The sequence below is a fragment of the Paraburkholderia sp. genome (genome assembly GCF_036488505.1).
In the GTDB taxonomy this organism is placed as follows: domain Bacteria; phylum Pseudomonadota; class Gammaproteobacteria; order Burkholderiales; family Burkholderiaceae; genus Paraburkholderia.
Genome location: NZ_DASXHN010000217.1, coordinates 1 through 15977, shown reverse-complemented (window position 1 = coordinate 15977; position 15977 = coordinate 1). Strand labels below are relative to the sequence as shown.

16 protein-coding genes are annotated in these 15977 nt (G+C 62.3%); 9 read left to right on the top strand and 7 right to left on the bottom strand.

Annotated features, from left to right (window positions below):
• From VGH68_RS13210 to VGH68_RS13180, 7 genes are all read left to right on the top strand, one after another.
• Positions 1–577, top strand: a 577-nt coding sequence (locus VGH68_RS13210; RefSeq protein WP_331604071.1) for a DUF4396 domain-containing protein, incomplete at its 5' end; no start/stop codon positions are given.
• 41 nt (positions 578–618) lie between these two features.
• On the top strand, positions 619–1209 hold the full coding sequence (locus VGH68_RS13205; protein WP_414696936.1) for a hypothetical protein: 591 nt from the start codon (positions 619–621) through the stop codon (positions 1207–1209).
• Between the two features lie 156 nt (positions 1210–1365).
• Entirely contained in the window at positions 1366–2493 is a 1128-nt protein-coding gene (locus VGH68_RS13200) for an L-dopachrome tautomerase-related protein (RefSeq protein WP_331604070.1), read from the top strand.
• 179 nt (positions 2494–2672) lie between these two features.
• Positions 2673–2912: a hypothetical protein gene (locus tag VGH68_RS13195; protein WP_331604069.1), complete on the top strand. Its 240-nt coding sequence runs from the start codon at positions 2673–2675 to the stop codon at positions 2910–2912.
• A 50-nt stretch (positions 2913–2962) separates the two neighbouring features.
• Positions 2963–3166, top strand: coding sequence for a CsbD family protein (locus VGH68_RS13190; protein ID WP_331604068.1), 204 nt, complete (start codon positions 2963–2965; stop codon positions 3164–3166).
• Positions 3167–3365: 199 nt separating this feature from the next.
• A complete protein-coding gene (locus VGH68_RS13185; RefSeq protein WP_331604067.1) occupies positions 3366–3737 on the top strand; it encodes a CidA/LrgA family protein in 372 nt (123 codons plus the stop codon).
• Positions 3734–4468, top strand: a complete 735-nt coding sequence (locus VGH68_RS13180) for an LrgB family protein (protein ID WP_331604066.1) — start codon at positions 3734–3736, stop codon at positions 4466–4468. Before VGH68_RS13185 ends, VGH68_RS13180 begins: the two co-directional genes overlap by 4 nt.
• A gap of 79 nt (positions 4469–4547) precedes the next feature.
• On the opposite strand, the gene VGH68_RS13175 is transcribed toward VGH68_RS13180, so the two are convergent.
• The 7 genes from VGH68_RS13175 to VGH68_RS13145 form a co-directional block, all read right to left on the bottom strand.
• Positions 4548–6116, bottom strand: a complete 1569-nt coding sequence (locus tag VGH68_RS13175) for a hybrid sensor histidine kinase/response regulator (protein ID WP_331604065.1) — start codon at positions 6114–6116, stop codon at positions 4548–4550.
• A 3-nt stretch (positions 6117–6119) separates the two neighbouring features.
• Positions 6120–6923, bottom strand: coding sequence for an alpha/beta hydrolase (locus tag VGH68_RS13170; RefSeq protein WP_331604072.1), 804 nt, complete (start codon positions 6921–6923; stop codon positions 6120–6122).
• Positions 6924–7220: 297 nt separating this feature from the next.
• The gene (locus VGH68_RS13165) at positions 7221–7424 is read right to left on the bottom strand and encodes a hypothetical protein (RefSeq protein WP_331604064.1); all 204 of its coding nucleotides are present in this window, start codon (positions 7422–7424) and stop codon (positions 7221–7223) included.
• A 109-nt stretch (positions 7425–7533) separates the two neighbouring features.
• A complete protein-coding gene (locus VGH68_RS13160) occupies positions 7534–9399 on the bottom strand; it encodes an extracellular solute-binding protein (protein ID WP_331604063.1) in 1866 nt (621 codons plus the stop codon).
• A gap of 26 nt (positions 9400–9425) precedes the next feature.
• Positions 9426–11252: an ABC transporter ATP-binding protein gene (locus VGH68_RS13155; RefSeq protein WP_331604062.1), complete on the bottom strand. Its 1827-nt coding sequence runs from the start codon at positions 11250–11252 to the stop codon at positions 9426–9428.
• Positions 11253–11461: 209 nt separating this feature from the next.
• Positions 11462–12781, bottom strand: a complete 1320-nt coding sequence (locus VGH68_RS13150) for a sorbosone dehydrogenase family protein (RefSeq protein WP_331604061.1) — start codon at positions 12779–12781, stop codon at positions 11462–11464.
• Positions 12774–13247: a DUF2231 domain-containing protein gene (locus tag VGH68_RS13145; RefSeq protein ID WP_331604060.1), complete on the bottom strand. Its 474-nt coding sequence runs from the start codon at positions 13245–13247 to the stop codon at positions 12774–12776. The genes VGH68_RS13150 and VGH68_RS13145 overlap by 8 nt, the downstream gene beginning before the upstream one ends.
• A gap of 167 nt (positions 13248–13414) precedes the next feature.
• Between VGH68_RS13145 and VGH68_RS13140 the strand changes: the two genes are divergently transcribed.
• Both VGH68_RS13140 and VGH68_RS13135 read left to right on the top strand, forming a co-directional pair.
• The gene (locus tag VGH68_RS13140; RefSeq protein ID WP_331604059.1) at positions 13415–13585 is read left to right on the top strand and encodes a hypothetical protein; all 171 of its coding nucleotides are present in this window, start codon (positions 13415–13417) and stop codon (positions 13583–13585) included.
• Between the two features lie 986 nt (positions 13586–14571).
• On the top strand, positions 14572–15977 hold a 1406-nt coding region (locus VGH68_RS13135; protein ID WP_331604058.1), incomplete at its 3' end, for an ESPR domain-containing protein.

The window sequence follows — 15977 nt, the reverse complement described above, 5'->3', positions numbered from 1 at the left end:
GCCGCTGACAACGCTGTTCGGCGCCGTGCTTTGGCTCGCTGCTTACTTTGCCTGGGGACGCAATGCACTGACCGCGATAAAGAGAAATGAAGCGCAGCCATTCGCTGTGATGGTAATGAAAGGCACCAGCCATTGTGGCGCTGGCTGCACAGTCGGGGACATCGTCGTCGAATGGTTAGCCTTTGCTTTTCCGGCTTTTGCAGTGTGGTTCGGATGGCATCGTATTTTCGACGAGAAGACATTCGCGGTCTGGATTCCGGACTTTATCGTCGCTTTTCTACTCGGCATCGGATTTCAGTACTTCACGATCAAACCGATGCGCGGCCTGTCGGTCCGGCAGGGCATAGCCGCCGCTGTGAAGGCGGATTTTGCGTCGATAGCGGCGTGGCAGATCGGCATGTACGGATTGATGGCCATCATCCAGTTCCTGTGGTTCAAGCCGGCTTACGGCGGCATTGCAAACGTGGCCAGTCCGGAGTTCTGGTTCGCGATGCAACTCGCGATGTTGGCGGGGTTTGCAACCAGCTATCCGGTCAATTGGTGGTTGATTCGGTGCGGTGTGAAGGAAAAGATGTAAGCGCGCGGACATGATCGTTTCGGCACCCGCCGGCATGAACCTTGCTGAGCGAAGTTGGAAGAAACCTAGGCAGCCAACCTACCGTGGCGCAGAAAACAACGGCCATTACAGCGTTCCAGATTTTCGAAAACGTCGTCATCAGGTTGTACGACGGCGGCGTTATGTCGCCAGCCGTGCTCGAACGGGTGATCGGCGCTTTTGCTCAGGCGAACGTCGACTGGCATCGCACGGCGACGGCGCGCGCCGTCGACGGCCGCTCACTACACGAAATCGTCGCGCTGACCATGCTGCCAGGACAACCGGTTCAATCCACGGCCGCGTCCTTCATGTCCGTGATCGACCATATCGCAAGCGTCACCTCGCACGCCGCTTCCCCTTCGTCGGCAAGCGAGCAAGCCGCGCCGCCCAAGCCTTCGAGACGTAGAAAAGCCGCACCGCCAGTGGACGATGCAGAAGCGGACTCCGACTCGAAGTCCGAGTCCGAGTCGGAATCTGAAGAACTCCTTGCGCCACTGTCGGGCAACGGAAAACCGAGCAAACGCCGCCAGGCAAGCAAAGAGCAGCGGCCGGCGAGTGGGCGCGGCTATAACCCGTTCGTCAATGCGCAGCTGCCGCGCTCGAAGAAGCCGTAAGACCGGTCGGACTTTGTAGACAGGAGCGATGGTCGACAAACGTTTCGCGGATGCCCGCCATCATCGGATTCTCCACACCGCGTGTCGGTCGCGCTGCACCAGCTTCGCGGCATCCGCCTTGCTCACCACCGGTCAAACCCTGATCGGAGAAAGCTCATGACAAGCATCAACGCGTCATCCGACGCTGACCGGGTGCCGCTGACCGCAGCCCCGGCGTCATCCATCAGCGACCAGGACTCGCCGCTGTATCTACGCGAAATCGCGTCGTTTGCACACCAGGTGACCGGCGTGGCCGTCGCCCGCGACGGACGGATCTTCGTCAATTTCCCCCGCTGGACAGAAGACGCGCCGATCTCAGTCGGCGTTCTCACGGCCGACGGCGACGTCCGCCCGTACCCGGACGACGAGTGGAATAGCTGGCGCAACGCAAAGCGCGATCAGTTGAGCGCGCAGGATCGCTGGGTCTGCGTGCAGGCCATGTTGTGCGATTCGCAAAACAACCTGTGGGTGCTCGATCCTGGCGCGCCGGCCCAGGCGTTCGTCGTGCCGGGTGCCCCCAAGCTCGTGCGTATCGATCTTGCGACCGACAGCGTCGCCCAGTGCATCGCGTTCCCGCTCGACATCGCGCCTCAGGGCAGTTATCTGAACGACGTGCGCGTGAGCCCGGATGGACGTTTCGTGTACATCACGGACTCCGGGACTCAGGGTGCGATCGTCGTAATCGATCTCGAGTCGGGACAGATGCGTCGTGTGCTCGACGGCCATCCGTCGACCCAGATGGACCCCAGCGTCACCGTCCACGCGAACGGCGCGCCGCTACGGCGTCCCGATGGACGCGGCGTCGAGTTTTCCGCCGACGGCATCGCGCTCAGTCGCGACGGAGTCTATCTGTTCTGGCAGGCCGTGAAAGGCAAGACGCTGTACCGCGTGCCGACCGAAGCGCTTCGCGATACCGCGCTTTCGTGCGACGAAGTAGGCGAGCGCGTCGACAAGGTACTCGAGCATGGGCCGGCGGACGGCTTGCATTTCGACCGGGCTGGGCGCCTGCTGATTACCGCGGTCGAAGAGCACGCGGTGACAGTATGGGATGGCGAGTCGCTGGCGACGCTCCTGCACGAGCCGGGCTTGCAATGGCCCGACACTTTTGCGGAGGGTCCCGATGGTTCCATTTACCTGACAGACTCGCGGATCCCCGAAATGAACTGGTTCAAGCCCGGTAATCCCGACGCATTGCCGTCGAGGTTGCTGATAATTGCCGGCGGTGAACCTTCGGGGGCTGGCTGACGCGGATGCTGCGGTTCGGCACGGCGGATGCTTGCGAGCGTGCACCATTCGCATACCCCCGACACCAAACCGGGCACGCCGCCGGGCTCGCAGAGCGAACGCGACCGGACTCGCTCACCGGATTGAAGCGCCTGCGGCGCCCCGTTTCTATACAGCATCGTACTGACAGGAGAACCACGATGACCGGGAACTCTGCATCCGAGCGCGCCGATCCGGCGCGCCGCGAGTCTGCGGAAGATCGCGACGAAGTGAGTGTCGACAAGGACGGCAAGGTGCGTCAGAAAGGCCACGGCAACATGGACGAAACGATGATCCCGCAAAAGCCGGAGCCTGGGCGTGGCCCCTATGAACCAGCGCCCGATCACCTCGACAATCCGAAGGACGTCGAGCCGGACGGCAAGGACGACCTGTCGGCGTGAGCGCGTCGCGCGGCGACGCTCGATGATTTCCATTTCGACCAGGAGTTGTGATGAACAAGGACCAGCGTGAAGGCCTCAAGGAAGAGCTGAAGGGCTACGTCAACAAGGGCGTCGGCTCGATCACCGGAAACGAAGATCGCAAGGTAAAAGGCGAAGCGCAGATCACGAACGGCGACAACCGCAAGGATCTCGGCGATCAAACCGACAATCTCGACGAAGGTAACGTTGATCCGGGAAACCCGTCGAACCTTTAATCACGGTGCACGCCGCAAGCGTCACGGATCGGCTTGCCCTGGCACTGGAGAATCGCGGCATCGGCTACCCATCCACACCGATGGTCCCGATTGACCGCATAATGCGCAGCAGTCGACGGCCAACGTCGGCGCCAGAAGAGCGATGCGCTGCGCCGCTGCGAGCGCAGTTAACCGGCTTGTCCGATCCCAGAACCGTACGATGCTTACCGCACTCGCCACTTTGCTGGTGTTCCAATGCCTTGGCGAAGGCATTGCCTATCTGTTCAAACTTCCTGTGCCCGGGCCGGTCGTGGGCATGCTGCTGCTACTGGCGTACCTCGCGATACAGCCGCGCAGCGTTGCATCACTGGAGCCTACGTCACTGGAACTGCTGCGGCATCTGTCGTTGCTGTTCGTGCCGGCGGGTGTCGGCATCATGGTGTCGGCAAAAGCACTCAGCGGCGACCTGCTGGCCGTCGTGCTATCGGTTGCCGTGAGCACTGCATTGGCGCTCGTGGTTACCGCGCTCGTGATGCGTGCGATGCTACGGCGCCAGCGACGGATGGCCGGCGACGCGGGAGAGCGCACATGATCGCGGCACCGCGTCTGGGAGCGATCTGGGTTTATCTTGCGGCCACGCCGCTGCTGGGCCTGACGATCACGCTGCTCGCCTATCTGATCGCACAGCGCATTTATGCGGCCTGCCGCTATAACCCGCTTGCTAACCCGGTCCTGATCGCGGTGGCGATCGTTGTCGTCGTGCTCAAGACGAGCGGCACACCGTACGAGACGTACTTCGACGGCGCGCAATTCGTTCACTTTCTGTTGGGACCGGCCACCGTTGCTCTCGCGTTGCCGCTGTATCAGCAATTGGCGAATCTGCGGCGACTCGCCGTGCCGATCGTCGTGAGTCTTGCCGCGGGCTCCCTGACCGCTATCGTGTCGGCCGTTTCGATCGCAGCGCTGATGGGTGCATCGCGCCAGACGATCGCATCGTTGGCCCCCAAGTCGGCGACCACGCCGATCGCGATGGCGGTCGCCAAACAGATCGGCGGCATCCCGTCGTTGACGGCGGTGCTGGTGATTTGCACCGGCGTGTTCGGTGCGGTGACGGCGCGCGGTCTGCTCAACCTGCTGCGTGTGACCGATGTGGAAGCACGCGGTTTCGCGCTTGGGGTGGCGTCACACGGCATCGGCACGGCGCGCGCGTTCCAGGTGAGCGACGCGATGGGTGCGTTCGCCGGCCTCGGGATGGGCCTGAACGGCGTCTTCACGGCATTCGTCGTCCCGGTGCTGCTGCCGGCATTGCTGCACCTGCTGTGATCCGGCGGGCAAATCGGAGCGTGTGTGCTGTTGCCGCATATCGCGTTGGAGATCGCCGTCGCTCGCACGGAACAGCGAACTATGCTCCCGGCATCTGTTCGAGTGCGTCCAAAAGCTTTGCGACGTCGACAGGTTTGACGAAGTACGCATCAAAGAGATTTTGACTCGTCGACGCATTGTTATCGGGAGCCCAACCGGTAAGCGCAATCAACGCGACGCTCGAACCGCGGTGGCTTCGAATGCGGCGCGCGACTTCCGCGCCGTCGATATCGGGCAGTCCCAGGTCGAGGACCACCACTTCGGGAACGAATTCGTCCGCCGCACGCAGAGCGTCTCGCCCACTCGTTGCCGTCTGTGCGGTGTGACCTTCCGACTCGAGCAGGATCGCGAGGCTGGCCGCGGCGCCCTCGTTGTCATCCACCACCAGCACGCGGCGCTGCGTCGCGCTCGAACCACTGCTTTCAACGGCCGGCGACGGCAACGGTTGCGGTTCAGCAGGAAGCGCGGGCAGACGCACTTCGAACGAGGTTCCGTGACCGGGTCCTCGACTGTCGACCGTCACCCGCCCGTCATGCAATTCCACCAGTGCGCGCACCAGCGCGAGCCCGACGCCGAGGCCGCCCATCACGCGGCCTCGCGCTGAAGGCGCTTGGGCGAACATCTGGAAGATCGTTGGTAAGTCGTTTCGGGCAATCCCAATTCCGTTGTCGCGAACGGTGATGACCGCTTGGTCATCTTGTCTTTCAGCCGACAGGCAGATCTTGCCGCCGGAGGGCGTGTAGCGAAGCGCGTTGTTCAGCAGGTTTTGAATGACTTGCGACACACGCAACGGGTCCGCATGGACGTAAATGCGTTCGGGCGGGATATGGGTCTCCACCTCATGCGACGGCCCATGCGCGAAGTGTCGCGCGCGCGTGCTTTCGACGACCTCATGCAGGATGGCGCCAATTTCCACCGTTGTTTTCCGCAGTTCGATCTTTCCTTCCCCAATCCGCGACGCATCCAGCAGGTCGTCCGTTAGCCGGGACGCCTGGTCTAGTTGCCGGGCTAGCAATTGCAGCGGCCACGCCGTGTCACCGCCTAGAAGCTCGGGGCGCCGCAGCAGATCGATCGCCGTGCGCATCGCCCCTAGCGGATTACGCAGTTCGTGAGCCAGCGTGGCGAGAAATTCATCTTTGCGCCGGTCCGCGGCTCGCAGCGCGAGTTCCGCCGCTTCCTTCGCCTGTAGCGATTCTTCCAGCCGTGTGCGCGCAACGACGAGCTCACGTTCGTACTTATGCCGGTCACTCATGACCATCACGGAGAACTCGTCGAGCTCGCACCCTGCGTCGCTGATACGACTGATGTTGACGAGCATCGGGACCGCGCGCCCATCGCGGTGACGCAGATCGAGCTTGATTTCAGCCACGGACCGCTGCATCTGGAGCAGCGGCATCACGTGGGTCAGTAGAAAAATTTTGCCGCCGATGGTGAGTAAATCCTGGAAGCTTCGCGTTTCGACCAGTTGCGCCGCGGAGAAACCCAGCCATTCACAGCAGGTTTTGTTCACACGGATGATCTTGCCGCCTGCGGCCGCGACAATAAGGCCGCATGGAGCCCGCTCGTATGCGGCGTCCGCGTCCCATTGTTTGCCGGGTAGGCGGCCCATGCGCTAGAGCCCTGTCTTGCGAAGATACGACTCGATTGCATCGACACTGGCGCCAGGCGCGCTTAGATGTGGACAATGGCCGATGTTGTTGACCACGGCAAGGCTGCTTCCGGGGATCAACCGGTGCATATATTCGCCCACGCACACGGGAGCAAGCAGATCGTCGTCTGATTGCAGAATGAGAGTTGGGGTCGAGACGCGCGGCATGTCGGCTCGATGATCCGCGAGAAAGGTCACGCGGGCAAAGTGCTTGGCGATGTCCGGATCGGTGCGGCAAAAGCTGTTGGTCAGCTCTTCGCTCAGGTGCGGCTGCTCCGGCGCACCCATGATCGCCGGCGCCATCGTGCTGGACCAGCCGAGGAAATTGTTCTCCAGCGTTTCGAGCAGGTCGTCGATGTCGGCGCGACAAAAGCCGCCGACATAGTCGCCGTCGTTGATGAACGACGGTGACGGGCCAATCATCACATTGGCCGCGAAGCGTTCCGGCGCCGCGATCGCGGCAAGCATACCGATCATCGCGCTGACCGAATGGCCGATAAAAATGGCCGGTCCCGGCGCGACCTCGTCGAGTATTTCCAGTACGTCCGTCGCGTACCCGTGCAGCGAGCCGTACTTCTTATAGTCGTAGCTGGCCAGGTCCGATTTTCCGCTGCCCACGAGATCGAAGAGCACCGTTCGGTATCGGCCTTCGAATGTCGGAGCGACATACCGCCACATGGACTGATCGCAGCCAAAGCCATGGGAAAAGATCATCGTGACGGGTCCGTCTCCGCCGACGCGGACGTTGTTGCGTGTTGCAATGTTCACGGGGCTGCTCATCAGGAAGGCTACTCCAGGAGGAATTTTGACCTGCCGCGCGCTAACGGCGCGGCCCTCGCTCGTCGAATTCGATCCGCACGAGGGCTCATGGTATCAGTCCCGTTGGGACCGTACTGATACCGCGTATCGATGCTTTTGCAGGAAGGAGGAGGCGCGGTGCAAGGGAGCGCCGCGGTAGCTGACCGGCACTATGCAGCGCTGAACGTCGTCAGCCGATGCGACGCAATTGCATCAAGTTGCCGGGCCGGGCCGCCCAGCGGCGGCCCGTACGGGTCGAGCGAGAAATCAGTGGCCGTGATAATGACCGCCATGGCCACCCCAGTAGCCGCCAATGCCGATCCCCACGTTGACGGCCGGCGCGGCGTAATACCCGGGGCCATAGCCATAAGCGGGCGCCGGCTCGTAGCCGTAACCATAGTTGGCAGGCGGGGCAACGACGCAGCCCGCGAGGCCAAGCGATATGACGATTGCAATGAGTCGTTTTGTCATGATTTGTGTTCCTCCTTCATCGAGGACGGAAGCAAAGTCCGGTCCAGCAGTGCTTAACGGAGCGCGATTAGCGCAACGCGAAGCCGGCGACGCGGCACTGCGCGTCTCTCTATCTGGAAGACGCCGCGGCTTTCTTCCACCACGTCGACAGCACCCATTCGTCGGCGGCGAAATAAAGCGGCAGCGTGGTTGGATACGCGAGCGTGTTGCGGTACGCGATTCGATGAACGGCGGAATACCAATGCGGAATGACGTAATAGCCGTTCATCAATACGCGGTCGAGCGCATGGGTCGCGTCGACGAGCTGCTCGCGCGTTTGCGCATGTAAAACCAGGCGCAGGATTGCGTCGATGGCGGGCGACTTCACGCCAGCGATGTTATCCGAGCCCGGCTCGTCCGCGTACTTGCTGCCGAAACGCGACAGCTGCTCGGTGCCTGGCACCTGCACGTCGGGCAGACGCACCGTCGTCATGTCGAAGTCGAACGCGTCGATGCGTCGCTGAACCAGCGCGGAATCGGCGGTCCGATAGTTCAACGTGATGCCGAGCTTTTGCAGATTGCGGCCAAACGCAGCGGCGACCGGCTCCATCGACACGCCGCTACCCGCATCGTCGAGCAACTCGAAGACGAACGGCTGGCCCGCCGCGTTGCGCAATGCACTGTCGCGATAATGCCAGCCCGCCTGGGCGAGCAGGTCGCGCGCCTCGATCAGGTTCGCGCGCAGCGATCCCGGCGGATCGGTGTCCGGCTGCCGAGGCATGTCGCCGAACACCGCCGGGTCGAGCTGGCGGCGCAGCGGCTCGAGAATCGCCAGTTCGCCGGCGCTGGGTCGGCCCTTTGCCTGCAGGTCCGTGTTGACGAAAAAGCTGTTCGTGCGCCTGTATTGATTGTAGAAAAGCTGCCGGTTGAGCCACTCGAAGTCGAACGCGAGATCCAGCGCCCGGCGCACGCGCACGTCGCGAAAGAGCGGCCGCCGCAGGTTGATGAAAAACCCCTGCATACCGACGCCGTTGTGATGCGCAAACTCGCGTTTGATCAGCTCGCCGTTCTCGAAGCGCTTGCCGACATCGCGCCGCACCCAGCTCTGCGCGGTGTATTCGACGTGCACATCGTATTCGCCGGCCTTGAACGCTTCGAGCTGCGAGACCGTGTCCGCATACAGCTTGTATTCGATGCGCGCAAAGTTGTGGGTGCCGACCCGTACCGGCAGCGACGTGCCCCAGTAGTTCGGGTTGCGCCGGTACGTGATGGTTCGGCCGTTACTGTAGCTGTCGATCAGATAGTCGCCGCTTGCGATGGGTTTTTCGAATGCCAGCTGGTCGAACGGAATGCGCGTGCCGTCTGCCCGCATCCCCCACTTGTGCGAGAACACCGGCATTCCGCCGGCGAGCAGCGGCATTTCGCGCGTCGCCACCTTGAATTCGAAGCGGATCGTGAGCCGGTCGAGCACCACCGCGCGCGCGATCTGCCCGAAGTACACCGCGAACTGCGGCAGAGCTTGCGGACTCTTTAGCGTATCGAGCGAGTACTTGACGTCCGCGGCGGTGACAGGATCGCCGTTCGAGAAGCGCGCGTTCGGATTGATGTGGAAGGTTGTCGACAGGCCATCTTTCGCGACCTCGATATCGTCCGCGAGCAGGCAATACGCGCTCGCCAGTTCGTCGGCGCTGCCGGTCGTCAGGCTTTCGAACATCAGTCCGAGCCCGGGGGCGGGGTTCCCACGCAGCGTGAACGGGTTGAACTTGTCGAAGCTCGTCAGCCGGTTCGGGTTCGCGAGGACGAGTGTGCCATCGCGGGGCGCGTCGGGATTGACGTAGTCGAAGTGTTTGAAATCCGCCGGATATTTGGGCTCGCCGTATTGCGCGATTGCATAGGCGGCATACGCGGGATGGACGGCCCAGATAGCCGCCGCCCCCACTACCAGTGCGAACAACAGACGCGAGAGGCGCGACGGCCGAACGCCCGTGGAAGTCATGACCGGCCACGCTGCCGCGTACGCGATCAAGCCGCCAGAGCTGGCGCGCGCCGGTTCTGTTTGATCCACATGTCGCGATAGATGCCTGGCCGCGCGGCGAGGTCGGCGGGCGTGCCCTGCTGGACGATGCGTCCGCGGCTCAGCACGACGATGCGATCGAAATTCTGCAGCGTCGACAGCCGATGCGCGACCGCAACGACCGTTCTTCCCTGCATCGCTCGATCGACAGCCGCCTGGATCGCGATTTCGGAGTGCGTGTCGAGCGCCGAGGTGGCTTCGTCGAGCAGCAGAATCGGCGCATTGCGCAGAATCGCACGAGCAATGCCGATGCGCTGGCGCTGTCCGCCGGACAGCTTGGTGCCGCGATCGCCGACGATCGTGTCGAGTTTTTCGGGCAATGCGTTGACGAAGTCCAGGCATTGCGCGAGTTCGCAGGCACGAAGGATGGCTTCGTCGGTCGCGTCTGGCCGGCCGTAGCTGACATTCTCGCGTAGCGTGCGATGAAACAGCGACACGTCCTGCGGCACGATGGCCAGCGCTTCCTGCAGGCTATTCCACGACACCTGCGAGATGTCCTGCCCGGAGATGCACACGCGGCCGGCGGCCGGCTCGTAAAAATGCTGCAGCAACATCAGGATCGTCGACTTGCCCGCGCCCGACGGACCGACCAGTCCAACCCGCTCGCCGGCCTCGATGTGCAGCGTGAAGCCATCGAGAACGGGGCGGCGCCCCGGATACGCGAAGCTCACCGCTTCGAAGTCGATCGTCGCGCGCTCCACGGTGAGCGCGGCTGCCTTGGGCGCTTCGGGCATTCCGTGCGGCACGAGCAGCGTTTGCGTGGCTTCGCCCAGACGCGCGACGTATTGCGTCAGATCGACGAACGCGACGGCGACATCGCGCGAACCGTGCAGAATCGAAAAGCCCAGCGAGCAGATCAGCACCACGTCGCCGGTCGTCGCGCGGCCGACACTCCACAGCCATACGGTCCAGCCGAGCACGCAGGCCGACAGGACCGCGGTTGCCAACGCGTGCACCACGCGCAGACGTTCGAGGTAAAGCAGACTATGCGTGCGGGCTTGCGTTTCGACTTGCAGATGCTCATCGAAGCGGCGCCGCTCGGCGGCTTCGGCGGCGAACGCGCGCACGAGGCCCATGTTGCTCACCACATCGACCAGTTCGCCATCGACCGACGCCGCCCGTTCGGCGAAGTGCTCGTGGCGCGCCATGCCTTTGCGCGCCAGCACGAAAAGCCCGGCGGCAAGCGCGGCGGACATCGCGGTGAGCGCGAAGCTCATCGGCACGCTGACGGCCGACACCATCGCGATCGATCCGACCACCGTCAACGCAGGCGGCAACGTGGCCCACGCGAGCGCATTCTCGAGCACGTAGACCGCGTTTGCCATCGACGTGATGCGGCTCGACAGAACGCCCGGCTGTTTGTCGGCGAAGTAGGATGGCGCGTGACCCGCGAGGTATTCGAACATGTCGTCGCGAATGTCGCCCGTGACCGCGACGAACGCATGCGCCGAAATCCAGCCGCCGATGCGCCACAGCAGGTTGTCCGCGAAAATCAGCCCGACCAGGATGAGGAATGCCCGCACCACGCGATCGCGATGCGCGTGGCCATCGGGTAACGCATCGATCAGATTACGAATCCCATACTGCGCCGCGAGTGCGCATCCGATGGCGGCGAAGATCGTCAGCAGCAGGATTGCGTGCGCGAGCTTGTGGCGTGCGATATAGCGCCACATCAGCGCCAGCGGGCGGCCCGCATAGCGGGACAGCACGCGCGATTTACGCTTTCTGCGTACGCGCGACGCGCGGTCGTTCGCGCCTTGGTTGATCGTGTCCATGATCGCTGCGCTCCAGTGCCAGGTCGTCGCACTCGATCGTTCGGGAAGCGAGCCTGCCGGCGTCGCTTTACAGCAAGCAGGGTGCCCACTCATGCGTGCGCGAGCCGGCCGTCGCCGCGACGTGCGTCGCCTTTTACTGGAATGCAAATCCGGCGACGCGCGCGAGCGCCGCCGGATCGCTGTGAACGGCTGTTAGAGCGAAAGGCCTGTCAGCTTCCCGCGGCCGTTACCCGCCACACCGTGTTGCCGACATCATCCGCAATCAGCAGGCCGCCGTCGCGATCCTGCGCGACGCCCACGGGCGCGCCATACAGTTCTTTCTGATCCGCAGACGTAAAGCCGGTTACCACATCCTTCGGCGCACCGACCGGCTTGCCGCTTTCGAACGCGACGTACGAGACCACGTACCCGCTCAAAGGCGAGCGGTCCCAACTGCCATGCTCGCCGATAAACGCAGCGCCGCGATACTGCGCCGGCAGATTGGTGCCGGTATAGAACGTCAGTCCCAGCGGCGCGACGTGCGAGCCGATCGAGAAGTCCGGCGGGATTGCCTTGGCAACCAGGTCGGGGCGCTGCGGTTGCGCGCGCGGATCGACGTGCTGCCCGTAGTAGCTGTACGGCCAGCCATAGAACGCATTTTCTTTCACCGACGTCAGATAGTCGGGCACCAGATCCGGGCCGATCTCGTCGCGCTCGTTCGCGATGGCCCACAGTTGTCCCGTCTTCGGTTCCCATTGCAGCCCGGTCGGATTGCGAATTCCCGCGGCGTAGATGCGGCTCGCGCCAGTGGCCGTATCGACTTCGAGCACGTCCGCGCGCCGATACTCGACATCCAGACCGTTCTCGCCGACATTGCTGTTCGAGCCGACGCCCACATAGAGCTTCTTGCCGTCCGGACTTGCCAGTAGCGATTTCGTCCAGTGATGGTTGATCGTGTTGGGAAGATCGGCGAGCTCGACGCCGCGCTCGCTGATGCTGGTTTCGCCCGTCTTGTACGGAAACTTCAGGATCGCATCGGTATCGGCGACATAAAGTGTGTCGCCTATCAGCTGCATGCCGAACGGGGAATGCAGATGCTGGATGAACACGTGCCGTTCCCATTCGCCGCTGCCGCTGGCTGGTTTTCTGAGCAGTGTGATGCGGTTCGCGCCGTCGGCCTTCTTTCCCGACCTCGCAGAAATCAGCCCGGCGATCACCTGCTTTGGCGTGGTGACGGGCTCTTCGTCCGGGCTATTCGATTCCGCGACGAGGACGTCGCCGTTGGGCAGCGTATAGACCTGACGAGGATGCACGAGCCCCGACGCGATTTTCTCGATCTTCAGGCCAGCGGGTACCTTCGGCGTCGCACCGTTTTGCCATCCGACATATTTCGGAACCTGCATCGGCGGCGCGAAGAAGTTGCGCGCCTGCGGAATGGGCGGATTCGTTCCAGCCTGCTGCGACGGCGCGTATTCTGCGTGCTCGTGGCATCCGCTGATCAGCGCGGCCATGGCGGCGACGAGCACGCTGCTCGCGATGAGCTTATTCATAGGCCGCCTCCGCGAGATCGAGCCGGTTCATCGCCATTGCAATGTGCGCGATGGCTAGCAGTACCACGGTGATGACCGACAGGATCACGTTGTCCGGAACCATTCCATACGCGTCGCGGCTATGGACGAATGCATTCACGATGGCGGCGGCAATGGCGACCAGGTTCAGCCAGAAATCCACTCGCTCGATACGCGAGACCGGGTGACGACGCTGGAACCACACGTGACCGAGATTGAGCACGCGCGGAATGATCGCGATGAACAGGCCGACCGTGACAAGCCATGCGGCGCCTTTACCCCAGAACACGTTGCGCGTGTTCATGTAGGTGATGTCGAAGATCAAGGCGCCGACGAACATCCCGTACGGGATGGGATTGAGCAGTTCGAAAATCGCGGCGGCGATCCGCGACGGGTGCCGGGCGGAATGCCTGACTGGATGTCTACTGACGGTTGGCGCTGAAGACATGGCTTTTTCCCCTCTAATGTCAGAGCCGATGTGATCGTGGTTGCATTAGCCATGCCTGAATCTTTCAGGCTGACAGGGTTTGTTGGCCATCGCGCGTGGGCACGATCGCTGCTGCGATGCGAGGTATCCCCCGACAGCATCGCGACCGACAGACGCGAGGAGTAGAGATGAAACGATTGATAGGTACGGTGCTGCTGATCGTGCCACTGGTCCTGGGTATCGCAAGCTGCCAGAAAGCGCACAAAGCGGGCAACGACAGCATGAGCGTGGGCGGCGCGAGGATAGAGGCTTCAGTGTCGCCGGGCGCAATCAACGCGATGCCCGCCGCTGGTCGGTAGGCGCGCTTCCTCCGAGTCCGCAGCGCAGCCGCCTGCGGCAGCGCGTTGTTGTCGCGCTGCATTTCTTCTCGCGGTGCGCGATGCACTTTTTTGTTCTCCTCCGACTGCGGGCGCTGCTCGCGTGCGTGCTCCGCGGCATTCGCTGTGGACGAACGTCAAGCGGTGCGCGGGGCGGTTATCTGTTCTCGACAAACGCGGTTTGACGGCAGTACTGGGCCAGCTCCGCTACACGGAGCGGCGCGGTCTCCAGCACGACTGCAAAGTCCTCCAAAGATCATCCTTCGGCGCTCGATTTATCGCCAGCCACTAGCGGCCCTTCTCCTCTCGCGTGTCAGCATCATTTGTACAACGTCTGCCGGTCCTCGCATTCGCTGGCCAGCGCCAAAACCAGCCCGTTTTTCGGCGGCATTATGCGCGGCATTCGCGCTTCTTTCTTTTTGCTGATCGCGCTTTTATTCACACCGTTTTAACCGCCCCTGACCATGTCTTTAAGAATCAGATAACACAGCAAGTATTCCGGAGCGGAGAACTCCGCGAAGTTATCTGCTGTGTGCAGCGGCTTTTTTGTGAACAGGAGCCGTCAAAAATCCGTAACGCGCACAGCGCCGATTCACAAACGGCAAGAGCTTTCTTCATCCCTTGATTCGCGTATTGAGCTGCACGTTCGGACAGCGACGATAGGCGCCGCCGGGCCTGCTCACGGGCGCATTGTCCGGCTAGAAGCAGGTTGGATCCGCGAAACGCTCGGCCCCGCGCGCACGCGATCTCCAAAATCACAACAGTTTGCAAAAGTTCGCAATGTGAACGTCACGCCGTCACTATGCTTGCGCCATATTCCATCAGCCAAGAAGCGCTGAAGGAATTCGATGATGACTTTGGAGCGGCTGCTTAAAGCGATATTTCACGTTTCGCGACAGCTGATCCTAAATAAAGCTGGATCAAAAGTTTCTGAATGATCGGGCGGCGCAAAGAGGCGGAGAAAAGGGATGAATAAGACATACCGTTCGGTGTGGAATGAATCGTTAGGAGCGTGGGTTGCCGTATCGGAACTCGACTCCGCCCGGGGCAAGCCCAAGAAGTCGAAGGTGGTTCGTGCGGTCGCAATGGCGGTGTTGGCGTTGGGTGCGCAGCTGCAGGTTGCTCAGGCGCAATACTCCGCGGGAACCGGTACAGCAACAGTCGTAACCGCAGTTGCTATTGGTGGAGGCGGCCCTTCTGCCATAGCGAGCGCGAGTTACGCGGCCGCGCTTGGTAGCCAGAATACGGCCAGTGCGAGCGGGGCATCGGCTATCGGTACCGGGAATATAGCTAATGCGACGTGGGCTACGGGAGTCGGATTTCTGAACGTTGCTTCAGGTACCGATTCGACGGCGATTGGTAATTTTTCAACCGCAAGCGGAGGAAATGCGATAGCGGTTGGGTCCAGCGCTAGCTCCTCGGCAACCGACGCAATAGCCATCGGAACCAAGGCTGCAGCGACCGGCATCTCGGGGGTGGCAATTGGTGGTGGCGCTGTGGCGACTCCTAGCGCAGGTGGCTTGGGCTTTAATGTAGCCATTGGTCCGGGTTCTTCTGCTACCGCCGATCTAGCGACTGCTTTGGGTGGCGCTTCCACAGCGAGCGGGAGTAGAGCCACGGCGATTGGATACGGGGCTATCGCTTCGGGTACTGCCTCTGTTGCTCTTGGCAACGGCAGTACGGCCACCGCGCCAAACGCAGTAGGCATTGGCGCTTTCGCTACGGCAACCGTCGCAGGCTCGGTCGCACTGGGCAACGGCGCCTCTACGACCGGTGTCGCATCAGGCGCCACCGGTGGGACTGGTACCGTCAGCAGCGCGACGATTGGCGCTACCACTTATGGGTCGTTTGCCGGTAGCAACAGCGCCACAGGCGTCGTGAGCGTCGGGGCCGCAGGGGCTGAGCGACGTGTGCAGAATGTGGCTGCGGGCTTGGTCGGCGCAGCCAGTACCGATGCGGTGAACGGTAGCCAGCTGTATTCGGTCGCGAGCACGGTGGGTTCCAACATCACCTCGTTGTCGACCTCGACGTCGACAGGACTGATCTCCCTGTCGACCGGTCTTAGCACGACCAACAGCAACCTGGTGTCATTATCGACGTCGGCCTCGACAGGCATCAGTACCGCGCAAAGTGGCGTGACGTCGCTGTCGACGGGTGTCAACTCGCTGTCGACGTCGACCGCGAGCGGTCTGGGTTCGTTGTCGACGGGTGTCAACTCGCTGTCGACTTCAACGGCCAGTGGTGTCGGTTCGTTATCAACGGGCCTCGTCGCAACAAACAGCAACGTAACGAGCTTCTCAACATCGACGGCGAGCGGTCTGGGCTCGTTATCGACGGGCCTGGTCGCAACGAACAGCAATGTGACGAGCCTGTC